This is a genomic window from Pedobacter agri, assembly GCF_032678665.1.
In the GTDB taxonomy this organism is placed as follows: Bacteria; Bacteroidota; Bacteroidia; order Sphingobacteriales; family Sphingobacteriaceae; genus Pedobacter; species Pedobacter agri_A.
In genome coordinates this window covers 188,636-206,002 of record NZ_JAVTSH010000008.1, presented here as the reverse complement: position 1 = coordinate 206,002, position 17,367 = coordinate 188,636, and the positions used below count along the sequence as shown (strand labels likewise).

Sequence of the window (17,367 nt, the reverse complement as noted above, 5' to 3'; positions counted from 1 at the left end):
AACTTTTTAGAATTTTCTCTATTCCAAACATCTACCGCAATTTTCTTGTTCTATTAAAAAACTGATTAAATATGTTGACAGAAATAACAGGATTACCAGACAATGTATTTGGTGTAAGAGCAACCGGGGAAGTTACCAGTGAAGATTTGAAGAATGTATTACTTCCGGGTTTGAAACGTACCGCAGATCGCTTCGATGAAATTAGATATCTACTTGTTTTAGACACCGATGTAAAAAACTTTACCGCAGGTGCATGGGTTCAGGATGCAAAAGCTGGCTTACAAAATTTCACCAAATGGAAGAAAATTGCTGTGGTAAGTCATGAAAAAGGCGTGGAGTGGTTTAGTGACATATTTACAATTGCAACACCAGGTTCATCAAAAGGCTTTAAACCTGAAGAAATAGAAGAGGCCAAAACATGGTTAATAACTGAAGATTAATAAATAAACAAAATACTATGAAAAACTCAAAAACATCGGCTGAAGATAGCAAGGCTACAGCGTCGAAAAGTGAAAAAGCAAAAGGTGCTGATGAAAAAGTAACTTCAGCAAAAGATGCGAAAAAAGTAGATGTTACTAAAGATGCAGGCACCAGAAGCAAGAAAAAGTAATCATTTTATATGCTGATAAGCTTCAGCTCAAAGGCTGTGTCGTTCTACGAAAAAAGCAATTGGATTGTGGCTGATGCACAATATTTTTTTTTGAAATTTGGCCACTTTAACAGCTGAAATAATTTTTTTAATGCTGTAATTTTAAAACGCGTAGTATTGGGGCTATATTTTTTGTATTAGAAATAATAGCAGTATTACTTAATTAAAGCATAAATTTTATCCATTAATTCATCAATGTTGAATGGCTTTGCCATAAAATCATCGGCTGATATGCCATCTAGCATGTAATTTGTCGAATTATAGCGAGCCGATATCATCAATACCGGAATGTGATTCGTAGAATCAGTTTCTTTTAATTCTTTTAAAAGTACTCTGCCATCAATATCAGGTAGCATAATGTCCATGATAATTACATCAGGATTGAAATCCTTAACATGATTTATAAAATCTGCACCTTTGTTTAAACCGGCTACGTTGAAAGCCTCGCTTTCTAAAATAAGAGTGATAACATCTAAAATTGCATGGTTATCTTCAATAACCAAAATGTTTTTCTTTGCCAAGGTTTGGATGATTGTTTAAATTTCGAACAAATATAAAATAAAAAATAAATCCCAAAACCGAATATAGCAAATTAGAGTCATTCTAAAAGAAGTGTTATCTTGGTTAATTCGAAAAATCTGATATTTTTGTAAGACCTAATCCTATTATGAATAAATTTTCTGTCGATTTAACCAATTGTGATAAAGAACCCATCCATATTCCCGGCAAAGTTCAGTCTCATGGTTTTTTAATCGCTATTGATAAAAGCAGTCTTGCCATTACTTATTTGAGCGAAAATACAGCTGATTTTTTGAATGTTCTCCCGAAAGAATTATTAGACAAACCAGTTTCACTATTATCCGAACTTATCAAACAAGATCCCGTTTTCAATGTCGAAGACCTGTTAGCTCTTGGAATCATCAGAAAAAGTTTCGATGCCATTAGTCCACATCCGGTAGAAATTAATGGAGAGCCTTTTTATTTAATTATCAGTTCATCGGTAAACGACTGGTTATTGGAGTTTGAGCCAGTTACCCTACAATATGATATTCAAAGTTTAATCGGACGCTCAGCTTCTGTGATGCTGCAAGGTAAATCGGTATCAGCCTTGCTGAAAGGTGCTGCTGTAGAGGTTAAGAAATTAATTGGTTACGATAGGATCATGATCTACAAATTTTTGGATGATGGGCATGGAGAAGTTGTGGCCGAGGAAAAAAATGATGACCTTGAACCATTTTTTGGTTTACATTATCCTGCATCTGATATACCAAAACAAGCCCGCGAACTCTATAAACTAAACTTAACCCGGTTAATTGCCGATGTTAATACCAATGATGCTCCGATTTTAACCTACAAAGAAAACACGCCCCTTGATCTGACAAATGGAAGCTTAAGAGCCGTTTCACCTATCCATATTCAATACCTAAAAAACATGGGTGTTGACTCTAGTTTTAGCATTTCTTTACTTGCCAACGGTGAGTTATGGGGATTAATTGCTTGTCATAATTATACGCCAAAGTTTATAGATTATAAGGCCAGGGAAGGATCTAAGTTAATTGGAGAAATTCTTTCGTCAGCTTTAGAATATCGGCAGGCTGAAGAGGATTCGGAAATGGTAGAGCAATTTAAGGATACAGCTTCCGTACTTTTGGAGCATTTAAACAGAGATAAATATTTGGTTGATGCTTTAACAAGGCATAGCAAAACCCTTTTAGATGTTACAAAGGGATCTGGAGTTGCAATTATTTTTGAAAATGATCTGAAAACCATTGGAAATGTACCAGATGAAAATTCAATATGGGAACTTGCAGATTGGCTTAAAGAAAACAATGACGAATCCATTTATTATACTCATCGGTTATCAGAAATTTTCCATCCAGCTAAAAGATATAAAGACATTGCGTCAGGAATGTTGGCATGTTCTATTAGTAAAGATCCGGATGAAGTTATTATCTGGTTTAAACCTGAACAGATTTCAACTGTAAACTGGGCAGGAAATCCCGAAAAACCTGTAAATCCATCAGAAAAGGGTATAGCAAGTTTATCTCCTAGAAAATCGTTCGAAACCTGGTCGCAGGTCGTAAATAATACTTCTGATAAGTGGCTTCCGGAAGAAATAACTTCCGTATTAAGGATACGCGAAATCATTGTAACCTATATCAACAAAAAAGCTAACGAAATCCGGTTGCTAAATGAAAAGTTACAAGCCGCCTATGAAGAGTTGGATACATTTAGTTATACCATATCTCACGATTTAAGGACGCCATTAACATCCATTAAAACCTATGCCGAATTAATGCTAAAAAACAAAAGCATTGATGAAGGTGGCCGAAAAATGCTTGATCGCATTTTGAATGGTGCAGGCAAAATGAATTTCCTGATTAAGGAAATCTTAAATCTGGCGAGAGTTGGGCGCTCGGAAATCGTCTATGAAACGGTGAACATGCAGGTTTTGCTTAAAGAAGTTAGTACTGAAGTATGGGCGGCTTTTAAAGCAGACAATACCGAACTGGTTTTAGGCCAACTGGTAGATATTAAGGGTGATAAAACAATGATTGCACAAGTATTTACGAATTTAATCAGCAATGCAGTTAAATACTCATCAATGGTTGAAAAACCAAGAGTTGAGCTCTCTGCGTTTGTTGATAGCGGCGAAACGATTTATGCAATTAAAGATAACGGTATGGGAATTGATAACCGTTATTACGACAGGGTTTTTGAGCTTTTTAAGCGTATGGACAATGTTAAAGAAATTGAGGGAACAGGAGTGGGCTTAGCCATCGTAAAACGTATTGTTGAAAGACATAACGGACGCGTTTGGTTTGAAAGCAAACTAAATGCAGGTTCTACATTTTACGTAGCCTTTAAGAATAGATAAATGAATACACCAGATATTTTTTACGTGGAGGATGATATGGACTATGCGTTTTTTATGCAAAGTGCCGTACAAGAAGTTAAAGATACTTTGAATTTAAGTATTGTGGAAGATGGAACTGAAGCTTTGGAAAAGTTGCAGGCCTTTGCCGATACTAAAACAAAGCCTAAATTAATTTTGCTGGATTTAAACCTGCCTGGTTTATCAGGTTTGGATTTGTTAAAATTCATTAGAGATATTCCTTATCTTAAATCGGTACCTGTAATTTTATTTTCTACCTCAGATAATCCTGACGACGTGAAAGCATCAATAGAATTTGGTGCAAATGCTTATTTAACTAAACCTGATGGATACGATAACTTAGTAAAATGTGTCCATTCTGTTCACGATTTTTGGTTTAACCAACATCTGCGGTTAAATTAATTTCGATAAATTATTAAAGATTCGAGTTTTATAATTCGAATCTTTTCTTTTTTAATAACCTTTTAAATGATAGATAAAATCCAGTTATGATTGCCAATTTATTAAGAACAAAAACAGCAGGAGGCCATGAATCGCTAGAGTCGCTAATGTTTGTTAATGAAATTATGAACAATTCGTTGAGCATAGAAAACTATAAAAAACTCTTAACGATAAATTATATTATCCACCAAAAATTAGAAAATAAGTTGGCAAATATGTTAGATGCTAATTTAGCAGAACAACTTGATATGAAAAATAGGTTGAAATTGTCTGCGCTCGAAAAAGACCTTGCATATTGGGATATTGATCCACTAACCTTACCTGAGCTAAATTTCGATTTATTTATACCTGAACAAAACAATGCAGCGGTTTTAGGAGCCTTATATGTTCTTGAAGGAGCGACATTGGGTGGCAATGTGATTAAGAAGCATATTTTGGCTAATCCTAATTTTGCCGGCCACGAAGATGGTTTAAATTACTATGGCGTTTATGGTGAGGAGTTAAGTTCAAAATGGAAAACTTTTGTTTCTGTTCTTAATGAAACTGTCACTGAACCTGATTATGAGCGTTGCATAAACAGTGCAAATGGAACCTTTAACAATTTGATTCAGTTGTCAAAACAACTTGGTTAGATAGGTTAAATTTAGGTGATATATTTCAAATATTACTTCTATAATACTTCCAGGGCATTTTTTCGATTGTTAGAATGTGCAAAACTTCTTCCAAATTAATATTTGCTTTCTCTTGTTAATTCAAGGTAAATATGTATTATTGAAAAAAATAAATTTTTTAAACCTTAAAAACATCAATTAGCGATGGAAAAATTCTCAAAAGTTAAAGCTGCTGTTGCTGCGATTGAAGCAGATGTAGAAAAATTTTATAATGCTGGCAATGCAGCTGCTGGTACTCGTGTGCGTAAAGCAATGCAAGATCTTAAAGTTTTAGCACAAGAAATCCGTGCAGAAGTAACTGACAAGAAAAACTCTGGAAAATAATATTTCGTGAGTATGAACGAAAAGGTCTTGACTATGGTCGGGACCTTTTTGCGTTTAAGCTAATTTGATGTGATCATCTTGTCGAAAGGAACGCTAATTAGCAGTGTCTTATTTATTGGGATTGAATATATTTCCAGTATCAACTGAATAATATTCAAATTTATAGCTTTTTCTAAGACTCGAAACAGAACCCCTATAAAAAGATAAAGCTCCCCATCGCGGGGAGCATCTATCCAACTAACAAAACATATTTTTTAATTTGAGAGCATTGAAAAACTAACCTTTTTTAACCAGTTTATATTCAAATACAGGTTTGCCACGTTCGCCACCGTCGCTTCCAACTCCCATACTTACAAATCTTAATTTATAAACATTACCTGCGCCATCTTTAAGCACATAAAAGCGATCCGTTCTAATACCTGTACCTGTGGTTGACCTCCATTTACTTCCAATTGCATCTCTTGTATTAAGGAAGGTTACACCGGATATATTACTTTCGGCAAAAGTTGCGTAAGTTAATGTGCTTGTCGCCACAACTTCAGCAGCAGAAACTCCTGCAAGGTTATTGGTTGCAATATAATCCTGGAACCAATATGGTGAGCCCAAGCCTGAATTATAAGTACCGTAACTCCAAGAAAAATCCCACTCGGCTTTTTTGGGCTCAACATTAACCGTTTTATTATTTTCTAACGAAACAAATACCAGGTTGAAGTCGGTACTTTTAGCAACTTCTAAAGTTTTGATGGTAGTCTCACTTAATCTTGCATATTGCAGTTTATAGCCTGCACCATTACGCGTTATTTTAACTTTAAACCATTTATCCTTGTCTTTACTCCCCTCAAAACTGATTAAAAAAACTTTGTTTTCAGCGTCAGTAGCACTAATTTCAGGAAGAGCAGTTTTCGTGATATCGCCATCCCAGTTATCCACCAAAGTAGCTGTTGAAGCATCTGTGATGTCATGGTTTAGGTTTGCAGTTGTGCCGGGATCAGCAACAGTAACAGTTGCAATATCGGTTTTTGAAGTAGTAACTGCTGTAGTTTGGTAAGCTGCATTTAATATTACTCTAAATCTGCTATCAGATGTTAAACCAAAATTAAAACTTTTTCTATCAACCGGTGTCGATTTATCAGTGCTTAAATCTGCGAAAACGATGTTTGCATAGTTTGATTCAGCAGTTTTACCACTTAATGTAAGTGTTGCGCCATCAGAAGGTGGTACAACAATAAGAGGTTCTTCAGTTGTTTTTTTACAAGCAGTAAAAGAGATCGCTAAAGCAGCGATGGCAATCATTGAGTTAAGTTTATTCATGTTTTTATTTTGTGATTATTTATTCCAGTTAAAGATTATTCCGAGCACGTACGAGCGACCATAGCTATAGGGTACAGCTCCACCACCTGTACTGTGTGCACCACCCGAAGCTGTCGAAGTGTTACTTAATCGGGTAACGTTAAATAAGTTTTTTACGCCGGCATTAATTGTAAGGTATTTATAAAGGCTTTTGTTAATCATTAAATCTGCCAAACTGAAACCCCCAATTTCAACCAATTGATAATCCGTAGCACTATTTCCTGTGTTTTGATAGCTAGGTACGGCTCCTGAGTATTTGTAAAACAGACTCACATTTCCATGAATTTTTGGGAAATTGTAAAGGATAGTTGCCGTAATTTCTGGCGACCAGGCAAATTCCGGAATGGCCAAATCAGTATTGTTTTCCAGCTGATCATTGTATCTTCCGATGTAAGAGGCACCAATTGTAGCATTAAGGTTTTTATAAATAATGGTGTTATCTAAAGTAAAACCTGTTGTTTTATATTTAAGTACATTAAATAATGAAGTCATAGTTGCATCTTGCGATGATTGCGCAAATGTGATGCGGTTTTTGAATAGGTTGTAAAAACCGGCAAACGTAGAACGGAATTGTAATTCAGTAGTATTTAATCCTGCCCAGGTTAATGAACCATTAAAACTGTTTGATTCTTCTGCCTTAAGATTCGGATTGCCGATAATGTTATGACTGGCATCAACAAAATCATAGTATAGTTCTCTTAAAGCAGGCGATCTGAAACCTCTTGCATAGGCTAATCTCAAATCAAAATTTTCGTTTAAGGTAAATTTAGTATTTAAGGATGGAATGACTGGTGGAGCAGGATAAATGGAATTTTTGATCAATCTTAACCCTGGCCTGATGTTAATTCCTTTAGTAGGTTTAATTTCTGATGATAGGAAGAAAGCATAATCATTAATCACAGGTGAACCACTTATTCTTTGTCCACTTGCAGCATCTCTGTTATATTCAACTCCTGGCTGGAAAGAAACCTTTGGACTCAGCGTATATAATGCAGTAGCTCTAAATATAGTAGAGTTGAATTTTGCAGTATCCTGTTTTCCCTGTTCGGCACTTAAAATATCAGCACCTGTACTAAAATTGTGGTTTATTGTATGGGTTAACCGTTGTAAATCAGAATATCCGGCAATTGCCGTAATTTGCAGTTTGGAGTTTATTTTCCATTCCGATTGTAATTGATTGGTGTATCGCTTGGTCTTGTATGTCTGCCATTCTGCAATATAATTTAGCGTATTCATCCCTCCACGACTAATGATTTCCTCTTGCAAGCCATCTAAGCGATACCATATACTGAATTTTTCATTTCGGTAACCAATTTTGGTATTGGCCAGCCATTGTTCTTTGGGTTTCCAGCGGTTGCCGCTAGCTAAGTCTTGATCAACAATCTCTCTTGATGTGGTACTAGGTTTAATGTTCCAGCCCCCAAAATCATTATGTGTTAGGCCAACCAAAGCGCTCCAACCGTTATTTTGCCAACTTACGCCAACATTTTGAATATGATTTCCTTTATCAGAAAAAGCACCGTATTCCTCTCCAACGGTTTCTTCCTGTATTCTTGCAGTAACATTTAAAAGAGATTTTCCTGCTTGCTTTGTAATAATATTGATTACCCCAGCCAAAGCATCTGATCCATAAACTACCGACATTGGACCTTCAACAATTTCAATACGCTCAATGGTGTTAATATCAATTTGATTTAAACTCTCGCGGGTGTCCGATCGGTCAATCATTGGTACACCATCTAAAAGTACCTTAACATTTCTGCCAGTCATACCCATAACCGTCACATCAGTTGTTCCAAGTGTTAAATCGTTACTAAACCTAAAGCCTAACTCCGTATTTAAAACCTGCTGTAAATTAACCGCACCACGTAACCTTATTTTTTCTGAACTAATGGTTCTCACATTATAAACTGAGTGTTTTAACGATTGCGGACCAAACTGACCAGTAACCACAACTTCTTTTAATTCGTTTGCCTTCGCGGTATCTCTTTTAATTTCCTGAGCCACAGATATAAATCCGAAAAGGGATAAAACAATCGATAAATATATTTTCATTTATTTAGACTAATTATAAATAATTGTGCAAATTTGTGCATAATCATCAAATGGAGATAACGTTAAACGGATAATTAATGCCGTAATACGGATTAAATAAAATGGAAACCAAATTATCAGAACTAGAAACTGGAAACATACTTTATACACATAGTTATGCAGGTGATTTCAAAACGGAATCAGATGTTGAAGAGGCGAAAAGAATATTTCGCGGAGAAAAGTATCTAATGAAGATAAGCGAAAGTTGGTTTGATGGAATTCACCTCAATCTAATTGAAATTGAGCCAGTGAATGGTGTTGATTTTTTGTACAGCACCACCCAGGGAAATATTGGTTTTTTGTATTGTTTAAAAGGTATGGTTAACTATTATTGTAATCAAAAAAAAAGTGCCATATTTTCAATTGGAGAAAAACAACAAACCATTATCGATGGTGAATTAGATGATGTTGTTCTCTGTGTTTCGGAGAAAACGACATACATTTATATTCAACTTACCAAAAGCTACTTTGTTAAAATAGCAAATACCGAATTTAAACGCGAGAATTTAGCATTTACTAAAATTATTGCTCCAGAAATAGAGCTACTATTGCAGGTGCTCATTAACTCTCCTCATCAAGGGAGACTGAAACGCATATTCATTGAGTCGAAAATTTTCGAACTCATTATCTTTTACATCAGCCAGAAAAAGAAAAAATCAGCTTTTTTACTCAAGAAAGAAGACGTTGAAAAAGTTTTGATAGCGAAAAAAATTGTTGAAAGCGATCTACAAAATCCAAATTCATTATTAGAACTTTCCCGAAGAACAGGAATAAATGATTTTAAATTGAAAAAGGGGTTTAAGGAACTAACCGGTTACACTGTTTTTGGTTATCTCTATAAAATAAGGATGGAAAAGGCTTACCATTATTTGAACCACGACAAAAAGCCTGTTAACGAAGTTTCGTTTCTGGTTGGATACAAAAATCCTCAGCATTTCATTGCTGCTTTTAAAAAGTTATATCATGTATTGCCTGGTAGTTTGAATAAGCATTAATTTTTACACAAACGTTTGCTTTCAATATTACTTTACCTCGTTAATGATCAAATCAGCTTCAACAACGGTATTAAAAAATGCTTGATTTTCAGGATTAGGATTTGTCATCAAATCGAGAAGTATGTTAACTGCTTTTTGTCCCTGCACATACGGATATTGCTCAACCGAGGCAATTGGGGAATTATCTATATAGCTAATAATTGGCAGGTTTGCATAACTTACAATGTCAAAGTCGTTAATTACATTTAATTGTTTGAAATGTTTAATTAGAAAGAGTGCCACATAATCATTAAATGCGACAATTGCCGTTGGTTTCCTTTTGTGGTTTAAAAATGCGTCTGCGGCCTCGATAGTTCCCTTTTCTGTTAAATCGCAGTTCACAATTAATGATGGATCAAATTTAAGTCTGTTGAAATTAATAGCCTGTATGTAACCGTCTTTGCGTTCTTCGCTTGCATAAAGCGTAGCCGGGCCGTTGATCATCCCAATACTTCTATGCCCTTTCTTCAACAAATAGTTTAAAGCCTTGGCCGTAGCGGTTTCCAAACTACACGCTACATAATGTACATTTTTTGATGGCGGAATGCGATCGAAAAATACGACTGGAATATTAAAGGAGTTCAGTTTTTCAAAATGATCAAAGTTAGATGTATCATTACTAATCGATACCAATAAGCCATCTACACGTTGATTTTTCATTTTTTCAACCAACTTAACCTCTTGTTCATAGTTATCATGAGATTGAGCAAAAATAACAGTATAATTTTTCTTCAATGCCTCGTCTTCAATAGCCGATATGGCCGTTGAAAAGAAATGCTCGGAGAGTTCTGGTAGAATTACGCCGATGGTATATGTTTTGCCCTTCTGGAATAAAATAGCTGCGTTATTTGGTTGATAATTTAACGATTTTGCGAGTTGCTTGATTTTTTCCCTGGTAACTGCTCCGATGCTCGGATGATCATGTAGGCCCCTGGATACACTAGACGGGGATATTTTCAAAATTTTGGCGATTTCCTTTATCGTTGTTGGTTTTGATTGCATTGCACTGCTAAACTACTTTTTCGTTTCGTAAATTACTAAATTAATCAAACGTTTGCGTTGTTTTTTTCCTTCTTTTTTTTCTGAAGGTATTTAAATATTGATATTTTCGATTAATAATCAAACAACAAGCAATAGTAAAACTTATGAACAGAAGACAATTTGTAAGAAATGCCGGTTTAACAACAGCAGCCCTGGCAGCGGTTCCAGATCAATCAATTTTTGCTGCACCAGCCAACGAGAAAATTAAAGTAGTAATGATAGGTGTTGGTTTAAGAGGCCAAAATCATATGTACTTACTTTTAAATAGAAATGATGTTGAGTTAGTGGCTATTTGCGATGTGGATGATAGAATGTTAACAAGATGTAAGGCCATTATTGCTAAAAGCGGAAAACCTATGCCTAAAATCTTCACAGGTAGTGAAAATGCCTGGAAAAAAATGCTTGAACTAAAAGATATCAAAGCCGTTGTGATTGCAACACCGTGGGAGTTGCACAAACCAATGATTCTCGCTTCAATAAATGCGGGTATTAAATATATAGGAACCGAAGTAGTACTAGGCATAAACTTGCAAGATCATTGGGATGTTGTTCATGCCGCCGAGGCAAGAGATGCGCATGTAATGATGTTAGAAAATGTTTGCTATCGCAGAGATGTTCTTGCAGCACTGAATATGGTACGTCAGGGTGTGTTTGGAGAAATGATACATTTCCAGGGAGGTTATCAACACGATTTAAGAGAAGTAAAATTTAATGATGGTATCAACCCATACGGCCATGGGGTTGAGTTTGGTGAAAAGGGTTTTTCGGAAGCAAAATGGAGAACCAATCACTCTGTTTATCGCAACGGAGATTTATATCCTACACATGGCATTGGGCCAATAGCGCAAAGTATAGATATTAATAGGGGTAATCGTTTTTTGAAACTGAATTCTTTCGCCACTAAATCCCGGGGTTTGCACCAATACATCGTCGACAAAGGTGGCGCTACACATCCAAATACAAAAGTAAATTTTAGGCTTGGAGATATTGTAACCACCTCTATTGATTGTGCGAACGGTGAAACCATTATTTTGCAGCACGATACAAACTTGCCGCGGCCTTATTCATTAGGTTTCCGTTTTCAAGGTACTAAGGGTTTATGGATGGATGTTAATAAAAGTATTTACGTAGAAGGGGTGAGCAAACCGCATGCATGGGATAATGCTAAAGAATGGTTAGATAAATATGATCATCCATTGTGGAAAAAATATGGTAACGATGCGCAAGGTGCCGGACATGGCGGTATGGATTTCTTCGTTATTAATGCGTTTATTGAGGCAGCGAAACGTAATCAGCCAACGCCGCTTGATGTATATGACGCAGCAGCATGGAGTGCCATCACGCCATTGAGCGAGCAATCGATAGAGTTGGGTAATGAAACGGTAGAGTTCCCAGATTTTACAGGCGGTAAATGGATGAGCAGGAAACCCATATTTGCCCTGAATGATGATTATTAATTTTTTTTAATTGCATAGCATAATAAGAAGCTCCATTTCGGAGCTTTTTTTGCTTTTCGCTGACGTTATGATTTGATACATAACTAGCCAAATATGTACATTGCCCAAAAATTTACTTTACATGATTACCCTTTATACCATACTCATATTAACCGTTCTATTTTTAATCATCACCAATCTTCCGGTATTTGGAAGACTCCCACGGGGATTAAGACTCGAAAAAATACATCATTTAGGAAACTATCGTGATGGAGCTTTGCAAAATGAAAGCTTTACACCAATGCAACCTGAAGGCGTAAGTTTCTTCAAGGTTTTAAAAGCTTTTTTATTTGAGAAACATCCGAATAAAATTCCAGACAAACCCTTAAAATTTACCCAGCCAGATTTTAATGGTAAACCAGCAACAGCTGCTCCTGAAGTGATCTGGTTCGGGCATTCATCTTATTTGATTAAAATAAATGACCTAAGAATTTTGGTTGATCCGGTGTTCAGCAATACACCTTCTCCGTTTTCATTTATAGGAAGTAAAGCTTTTCCCGGAACTTCTTTTGCAAAAGCTGATGATTTCAAAAATATTGATGTGCTGCTCATCACCCACGATCATTATGACCATTTAGATTATGAAAGCATTAAAAAAATTGCACCAAATGTGAGCGAGATTATTACCTCAATTGGGGTAGGTGCGCATTTAGAAAGATGGGGGATAGCAAGTGATAAGATAAATGAATTATGCTGGAATGAATCCGAACAAATAAATGTAGAACTAAAATTCACCGCCGTTCCTGCCAGGCATTTTACCGGACGAAAATTTAAACGCAACCAAACGTTATGGTCGGCTTTTGTATTGCAGTATAAAGAATGGAAATTATTTTTAGGTGGAGATTCTGGCTACGACTCGCATTTTTCGAAAATTGGTGAGGAGTTTGGCCCATTTGATCTGGCCTTTTTAGAATGCGGTCAATACAATGCGTATTGGCCACACATTCACATGTTCCCCGAAGAAACCGTTCAGGCAGCTATTGATTTGAAAGCAAAAGTTTTAATGCCAGTACATTGGGGTAAATTTAGTTTAGCCATGCACCCTTGGAATGATCCAATTAACAGGGTAGTAAAGGCAGCAGCTGAAAAAAATCTTAAAATTGTTACGCCTCAACTTGGCCAAACACTAATTTTGAATGATGAGATGCCTACATCAAATTGGTGGGTTGAAGAATAAATTCGTAAACAATATTAGCAATCTTGTGTTTAGAAATTAAATCAAAATGTTTTATGAAAACTGATCTTGTAGAAATTTTTCAAACAATAAGAGCTGGTTTACAGCCATACGCAACTCGAGGTTATACCGTACATGAAAACTCCGAAACAGGCTATGATCTTTACAGCGAAAAAAATATTGAAGCTGAAGGTGGCAAAACTACAGAAAGGTTTTTTGCCGGGATTTACATCAACGGGAGCGTGGTTGAAGTAAAAGTAAACACAAATGAGTTTTCTACTTCGAACCAAAGTTTAGCAAGTTTTGGTGAGGATGTGGCAGGTTTAAAATTAACTGAACTTGATGACGTGAAATTGAAGGAAGTTGAAACGCTGATTGAAATTATTCATGTCCATTTTAAAGAAAAGGAATGGATTTAAAGTTCTTTCGTTAATTTTGTGCAATACCACAATCACAACGATCATTGAGCAACCTAACAACAAAAGAAAATACATGGCATCATCAAGTAATTTCAGCCCTGGCTGAATTTAATTTGGGAAGCCATTTTTTTTTGCTTGGTAATTTTAGCCTTGTCACAATTAAACAACATCAGCTTATCATTCATTTAGTGAGGCTAAATAACTGTTTTGATCCAGCCGAACTAATAGCGTTACAGTTAAATTATTCATCCAGGGGTATCAAACTTATCCATTTGTGGGAAGATGTTTGGATTAATAAGTCCAGGCAGGTATTGGCAAGAATCCTCTCGCTGCTTGGCTTGAATAAGAAAATACATGGCCGTAAAACGAAAGTTCAGAAATTAGATAAAGCTATTGCTGAAGCTTTTTTAAATGAAAATCATCTACAGGGTTATGTAAGCTGCAGGTATAAATTAGGATTATTTGAGAATGATAATCTCGTTGCGGTGGCTACGTTTTCGGCACTTCGCAAAATGTCACATAGCTTAGACTATAAATCAGCTGAGCTTATTCGGTTCGCTGTTAAATCCGGTTATTCCGTTACAGGTGGTTTAAGCAAACTCTTGAAGTATTTTTTTAATCAATACAAAGCCAATGATATAATGACCTACGCAGATCGCGATTGGTCGGTAGGTGAATCTTATCTTACTTTAGGGTTTGATCAAACCGCTGTTTTAGCCCCGCATTATTTTTCTATAAATGAGGATATGCAAAGAAATATTGTTCAGGCAGACGAATCGCTGCAAAAACAAATCTTTAATACAGGAAGCCTGAAGTACATATTGAAAAATAAACATGACTGATTTTAACCTCATCATTATTTTAGGTGCAACTGCCTCCGGGAAAACCAGGCTAGCTGTTCAGGTAGCCCATGCACTAAATGGGGAGATTATCAGTGCAGATAGCAGGCAGGTCTTTAAAAAAATGGACATAGGAACTGGTAAAGATTTGCAGGAATATAGCATTAACGGTCAAAACATCCCTTATCATTTAATAGATATCCTTCAGCCAGGAGAACGATACCATGTTGATGCCTTTAAAAATGACTTCTACCGTGTATTCGAAGATATTTTAAGCAGGGGTAAAATTCCTATTTTATGCGGCGGAACAGGTTTATACATTCATAGTTTGCTGCAAAACCAGCGCTATACCGCTGTTCCGATAAATGAACTATTAAGGGCTGAACTCGAAAAGGAAACAAAAGAAGAACTGATTAGCAGGCTCCAAAAGTTTGAAAATACAGATTATGTGGACCTCAATTCAAAGAAAAGACTCATTAGGGCCATCGAGGTTGCTGAATTTTTAACAGCTAATACGCTAGAAACCGTTCAAAGGCCAGAAATTAAACCGATAATTTTTGGATTAAATAACGACGTTGGAATCACCCGGGCGAAAATTTTAACAAGACTGGAGGAGCGGTTAAACGGCGGAATGATTCAGGAAGTTCAGGATCTTCTAGATGAAGGAATAACTAAAGAAATTTTAATTTTTTATGGCTTAGAATACAAATTCGCTGTTAATTATTTAAGTGGTTTGTTATCGGAAGATGAATTTAAGCTACGACTTGGGATTGCGATTTGCCAGTATGCTAAACGACAGAATACTTTTTTTAAAAAGATGGAAAAGGACGGTGTATTGATAAACTGGCTAAATTCTTCTCTAACAACAAACCATTTAAAACAGCAAATCTTAAATAAAGTTTTAAATAAGAATTAATTTATTTTAGTAGCCAGATTATAACGAATTTAAGTTAACGGCTTAAACAAAATAGCTCTTTTGGCACAGGTTTTGTAATTGTCGAGGTATATTAATTTAACTCAAAATTCAATATCTTATAATGAAAACAATTACTAAAATTATTGCTACCTCAGCAGCTGTTGTAGCTTTATTCTTTACAACAAACGTTAATGCACAATCGAAAAAATTAGGAATAGGAGTAAATGTGGGTGCAGGAACAAATGATGCATATGGATTAGCTATAGGTGGAGATTTACGTTATCAGTTTGATGTAGATAAACAATTATCTATTCCGGTAACTGCTGGATATACACATTTAGTTGGAAAAGATATCGAGGGTACAAATCTGAAATTTAGTGATTACGGTTATATCCCTGTTAAGATTGGTGCTAAATATTTTTTCGATACAACTGGATCTGGACTTTATGGACTTGCTGAAGTGGGAGCTGGATTTGGCGTAACACCAAGTAATGCAGGTACGGGCTTTATATATTCCCCTGCTATTGGTTACTCTTGGAGTAATGGAATAGATCTAAGTGCTAAATATGAAGGTAATACTGCTAAACCTGATTTTGCTGTTAATCCTCAAGGATGGTTTGGTATTCGTTTAGCTTACGGATTTAGCCTGTAAATAGTAGGTAAATAATTCAGGAAGCCTCAACATCTGTCGAGGCTTTTTTTATTTATATAAATTTCTGAAAAAAATGAAAATTAATAAATCTGTTTAGCACCTGTTATCGTATATACACTCAAACCCTTTTATTAACTTAAATATATCTAACATGAAAACAATTACTAAATTATTCGCAACAGCGCTTACTGCTTTTGCAATTTTCACTACAACAAATTTGAACGCACAGGAAATGACTACAATGTCTACCAATAATGGTATGGCGTTTAAAGTAGGCGTTGGTTTAAACGGAGGTTTATTCAGAAAAAGCTCTCCAATGGAATACTCTTACGGAGCTGATTTAAAATTACAATGGGATTTAACTAAAGATGTAGCAGTTACAGCATCTGGTGGTTATGCGAAATTGAAAGGCAGAAACAACTCTTTGGATTTCGATTTTATTCCTGCAAAAGGTGGTGTTAAAGTTTTTGCAATCGAAAGAATGTATCTTGCAGCAGAAGCTGGTGCAGGTTTCGGAATCGAAGATGGTGCAAAAACTAACTTTATTTACACTGGCGGTTTAGGTTATGAGTGGAATAATGGTCTTGATATCGGTATCAGATATGAAGGTTATGTAAATGATAGTTCTTCAACTACCTATTTCAGACAAACTGGTCAGTATGCTGTGAGATTAGCTTATAATTTCAAATTATAATTAAATCATCATATAATTCGAAAGCCTCGCAATTTGCGGGGCTTTTTTTATTGATTTAATATTAAAATTGCTATTTTGAGCCGAAAACCAAATACAATGAAAAAAATCTTAGGCATCGCCATATTAGCTACCATATTTGCCTGTAATCAAGCAGAGAAAAAAACTGAAGCCGTTTCAGATTCAACAGATAACAAGACAACAAGTGCTGCAACCAAAGTTGAAATTAAAGATGAAAAGAAACTTGCAATTTTGAATGAGTATGAAGATCTTAAGAATGCCCTTGTTGCATCTGATGCTACTAAAGCGCAAAAATCAGCACTGGTTCTTGAAAAAAGTTTAGCTAATTACGAAGGCTGTGAACCTACTGCAGAGATTGCTGCTAAAATTGCTTCTAACAGTGATATTGTTGCACAACGCAAGAACTTTACGGTATTAAGTGCAGATGTAATCGCCTTATTTAAAACAACTGAAATTGAATCTGGTACACTTTACGTACAACACTGCCCAATGGCAAACAAAGGAGATGGGGGAGATTGGCTTTCAACAGCAAAAGAAATTAGAAATCCTTACTATGGAGATGAGATGCTGGAATGTGGTCGCGTTGCGGAAGAAATTAAAGGAAAATAACCATAAACATGCAGAAAATTAAGCATGATTGTTACGTCGGTTTGACCGAT

Annotated in this window: 19 protein-coding genes; 15 read left to right on the top strand and 4 right to left on the bottom strand. The window is 35.7% G+C overall.

Features of this window, described 5'->3' with window-relative positions:
- Nucleotides 1–71: 71 nt before the first annotated feature.
- On the top strand, nucleotides 72–440 hold the full coding sequence (locus R2Q70_RS17330) for an STAS/SEC14 domain-containing protein (RefSeq protein WP_316808804.1): 369 nt from the start codon (nucleotides 72–74) through the stop codon (nucleotides 438–440).
- A 17-nt stretch (nucleotides 441–457) separates the two neighbouring features.
- Nucleotides 458–610, top strand: coding sequence for a hypothetical protein (locus R2Q70_RS17325; protein WP_316808803.1), 153 nt, complete (start codon nucleotides 458–460; stop codon nucleotides 608–610).
- A gap of 194 nt (nucleotides 611–804) precedes the next feature.
- On the opposite strand, the gene R2Q70_RS17320 is transcribed toward R2Q70_RS17325, so the two are convergent.
- Nucleotides 805–1,170 (bottom strand): response regulator transcription factor, encoded by a 366-nt coding sequence (locus tag R2Q70_RS17320; RefSeq protein ID WP_316808802.1) that lies wholly within the window; start codon nucleotides 1,168–1,170, stop codon nucleotides 805–807.
- Between the two features lie 146 nt (nucleotides 1,171–1,316).
- On the opposite strand from R2Q70_RS17320, the gene R2Q70_RS17315 reads away from it, so the two are divergent.
- The 4 genes from R2Q70_RS17315 to R2Q70_RS17300 all read left to right on the top strand — a co-directional run bounded on the left by R2Q70_RS17315 (nucleotide 1,317) and on the right by R2Q70_RS17300 (nucleotide 4,981).
- Nucleotides 1,317–3,527: an ATP-binding protein gene (locus R2Q70_RS17315; protein ID WP_316808801.1), complete on the top strand. Its 2,211-nt coding sequence runs from the start codon at nucleotides 1,317–1,319 to the stop codon at nucleotides 3,525–3,527.
- On the top strand, nucleotides 3,528–3,947 hold the full coding sequence (locus R2Q70_RS17310) for a response regulator (RefSeq protein ID WP_316808800.1): 420 nt from the start codon (nucleotides 3,528–3,530) through the stop codon (nucleotides 3,945–3,947). It begins immediately after the preceding gene.
- Between the two features lie 86 nt (nucleotides 3,948–4,033).
- Nucleotides 4,034–4,618, top strand: coding sequence for a biliverdin-producing heme oxygenase (locus R2Q70_RS17305; RefSeq protein ID WP_316808799.1), 585 nt, complete (start codon nucleotides 4,034–4,036; stop codon nucleotides 4,616–4,618).
- 183 nt (nucleotides 4,619–4,801) lie between these two features.
- Nucleotides 4,802–4,981 (top strand): hypothetical protein, encoded by a 180-nt coding sequence (locus R2Q70_RS17300; RefSeq protein WP_010602585.1) that lies wholly within the window; start codon nucleotides 4,802–4,804, stop codon nucleotides 4,979–4,981.
- A gap of 276 nt (nucleotides 4,982–5,257) precedes the next feature.
- Here R2Q70_RS17300 and R2Q70_RS17295 read toward each other — a convergent pair whose 3' ends face one another.
- A complete protein-coding gene (locus R2Q70_RS17295) occupies nucleotides 5,258–6,292 on the bottom strand; it encodes an HmuY family protein (protein ID WP_316808798.1) in 1,035 nt (344 codons plus the stop codon).
- A 15-nt stretch (nucleotides 6,293–6,307) separates the two neighbouring features.
- The gene (locus R2Q70_RS17290; RefSeq protein WP_316808797.1) at nucleotides 6,308–8,386 is read right to left on the bottom strand and encodes a TonB-dependent receptor; all 2,079 of its coding nucleotides are present in this window, start codon (nucleotides 8,384–8,386) and stop codon (nucleotides 6,308–6,310) included.
- Between the two features lie 101 nt (nucleotides 8,387–8,487).
- Here R2Q70_RS17290 and R2Q70_RS17285 point away from each other — a divergent pair, with 101 nt between their 5' ends.
- Nucleotides 8,488–9,420, top strand: a complete 933-nt coding sequence (locus tag R2Q70_RS17285; RefSeq protein WP_316808796.1) for an AraC family transcriptional regulator — start codon at nucleotides 8,488–8,490, stop codon at nucleotides 9,418–9,420.
- A gap of 27 nt (nucleotides 9,421–9,447) precedes the next feature.
- On the opposite strand, the gene R2Q70_RS17280 is transcribed toward R2Q70_RS17285, so the two are convergent.
- Nucleotides 9,448–10,461, bottom strand: coding sequence for a LacI family DNA-binding transcriptional regulator (locus R2Q70_RS17280; protein ID WP_316808795.1), 1,014 nt, complete (start codon nucleotides 10,459–10,461; stop codon nucleotides 9,448–9,450).
- A gap of 143 nt (nucleotides 10,462–10,604) precedes the next feature.
- Here R2Q70_RS17280 and R2Q70_RS17275 point away from each other — a divergent pair, with 143 nt between their 5' ends.
- From R2Q70_RS17275 to R2Q70_RS17240, 8 genes are all read left to right on the top strand, one after another.
- Nucleotides 10,605–11,957, top strand: coding sequence for a Gfo/Idh/MocA family protein (locus R2Q70_RS17275; RefSeq protein ID WP_316808794.1), 1,353 nt, complete (start codon nucleotides 10,605–10,607; stop codon nucleotides 11,955–11,957).
- Nucleotides 11,958–12,078: 121 nt separating this feature from the next.
- Complete coding sequence (locus R2Q70_RS17270) at nucleotides 12,079–13,173, top strand: MBL fold metallo-hydrolase (RefSeq protein ID WP_316808793.1); 1,095 nt, start codon at nucleotides 12,079–12,081, stop codon at nucleotides 13,171–13,173.
- 53 nt (nucleotides 13,174–13,226) lie between these two features.
- Nucleotides 13,227–13,589 (top strand): hypothetical protein, encoded by a 363-nt coding sequence (locus R2Q70_RS17265; protein WP_316808792.1) that lies wholly within the window; start codon nucleotides 13,227–13,229, stop codon nucleotides 13,587–13,589.
- 44 nt (nucleotides 13,590–13,633) lie between these two features.
- Nucleotides 13,634–14,431 carry a hypothetical protein gene (locus R2Q70_RS17260; RefSeq protein ID WP_316808791.1) on the top strand — a complete coding sequence of 266 codons (798 nt, stop codon included), beginning with the start codon at nucleotides 13,634–13,636 and terminating at the stop codon, nucleotides 14,429–14,431.
- A complete protein-coding gene (gene miaA, locus R2Q70_RS17255) occupies nucleotides 14,424–15,344 on the top strand; it encodes a tRNA (adenosine(37)-N6)-dimethylallyltransferase MiaA (RefSeq protein ID WP_316808790.1) in 921 nt (306 codons plus the stop codon). Before R2Q70_RS17260 ends, miaA begins: the two co-directional genes overlap by 8 nt.
- Nucleotides 15,345–15,465: 121 nt before the next feature.
- On the top strand, nucleotides 15,466–15,996 hold the full coding sequence (locus tag R2Q70_RS17250) for a hypothetical protein (RefSeq protein ID WP_316808789.1): 531 nt from the start codon (nucleotides 15,466–15,468) through the stop codon (nucleotides 15,994–15,996).
- A 151-nt stretch (nucleotides 15,997–16,147) separates the two neighbouring features.
- A complete protein-coding gene (locus R2Q70_RS17245) occupies nucleotides 16,148–16,690 on the top strand; it encodes a hypothetical protein (protein ID WP_316808788.1) in 543 nt (180 codons plus the stop codon).
- A gap of 96 nt (nucleotides 16,691–16,786) precedes the next feature.
- The gene (locus tag R2Q70_RS17240) at nucleotides 16,787–17,317 is read left to right on the top strand and encodes a DUF3347 domain-containing protein (protein WP_316808787.1); all 531 of its coding nucleotides are present in this window, start codon (nucleotides 16,787–16,789) and stop codon (nucleotides 17,315–17,317) included.
- Nucleotides 17,318–17,367 lie beyond the last annotated feature (50 nt).

Excerpts from the sequence above, each read along its gene's own strand:
- R2Q70_RS17330 (WP_316808804.1), top strand. The coding sequence starts at position 72 with ATGTTGACAGAAATAACAGGATTACCAGACAATGTATTTGGTGTAAGA.
- R2Q70_RS17250 (WP_316808789.1), top strand. The coding sequence starts at position 15,466 with ATGAAAACAATTACTAAAATTATTGCTACCTCAGCAGCTGTTGTAGCT.
- R2Q70_RS17265 (WP_316808792.1), top strand. The coding sequence starts at position 13,227 with ATGAAAACTGATCTTGTAGAAATTTTTCAAACAATAAGAGCTGGTTTA.
- R2Q70_RS17315 (WP_316808801.1), top strand. The coding sequence starts at position 1,317 with ATGAATAAATTTTCTGTCGATTTAACCAATTGTGATAAAGAACCCATC.
- R2Q70_RS17295 (WP_316808798.1), bottom strand. The coding sequence starts at position 6,292 with ATGAATAAACTTAACTCAATGATTGCCATCGCTGCTTTAGCGATCTCT.
- R2Q70_RS17275 (WP_316808794.1), top strand. The coding sequence starts at position 10,605 with ATGAACAGAAGACAATTTGTAAGAAATGCCGGTTTAACAACAGCAGCC.
- R2Q70_RS17290 (WP_316808797.1), bottom strand. The coding sequence starts at position 8,386 with ATGAAAATATATTTATCGATTGTTTTATCCCTTTTCGGATTTATATCT.
- R2Q70_RS17270 (WP_316808793.1), top strand. The coding sequence starts at position 12,079 with ATGATTACCCTTTATACCATACTCATATTAACCGTTCTATTTTTAATC.
- R2Q70_RS17285 (WP_316808796.1), top strand. The coding sequence starts at position 8,488 with ATGGAAACCAAATTATCAGAACTAGAAACTGGAAACATACTTTATACA.
- R2Q70_RS17325 (WP_316808803.1), top strand. The coding sequence starts at position 458 with ATGAAAAACTCAAAAACATCGGCTGAAGATAGCAAGGCTACAGCGTCG.
- R2Q70_RS17240 (WP_316808787.1), top strand. The coding sequence starts at position 16,787 with ATGAAAAAAATCTTAGGCATCGCCATATTAGCTACCATATTTGCCTGT.
- R2Q70_RS17300 (WP_010602585.1), top strand. The coding sequence starts at position 4,802 with ATGGAAAAATTCTCAAAAGTTAAAGCTGCTGTTGCTGCGATTGAAGCA.
- R2Q70_RS17305 (WP_316808799.1), top strand. The coding sequence starts at position 4,034 with ATGATTGCCAATTTATTAAGAACAAAAACAGCAGGAGGCCATGAATCG.
- R2Q70_RS17245 (WP_316808788.1), top strand. The coding sequence starts at position 16,148 with ATGAAAACAATTACTAAATTATTCGCAACAGCGCTTACTGCTTTTGCA.
- R2Q70_RS17280 (WP_316808795.1), bottom strand. The coding sequence starts at position 10,461 with ATGCAATCAAAACCAACAACGATAAAGGAAATCGCCAAAATTTTGAAA.
- miaA (WP_316808790.1), top strand. The coding sequence starts at position 14,424 with ATGACTGATTTTAACCTCATCATTATTTTAGGTGCAACTGCCTCCGGG.
- R2Q70_RS17310 (WP_316808800.1), top strand. The coding sequence starts at position 3,528 with ATGAATACACCAGATATTTTTTACGTGGAGGATGATATGGACTATGCG.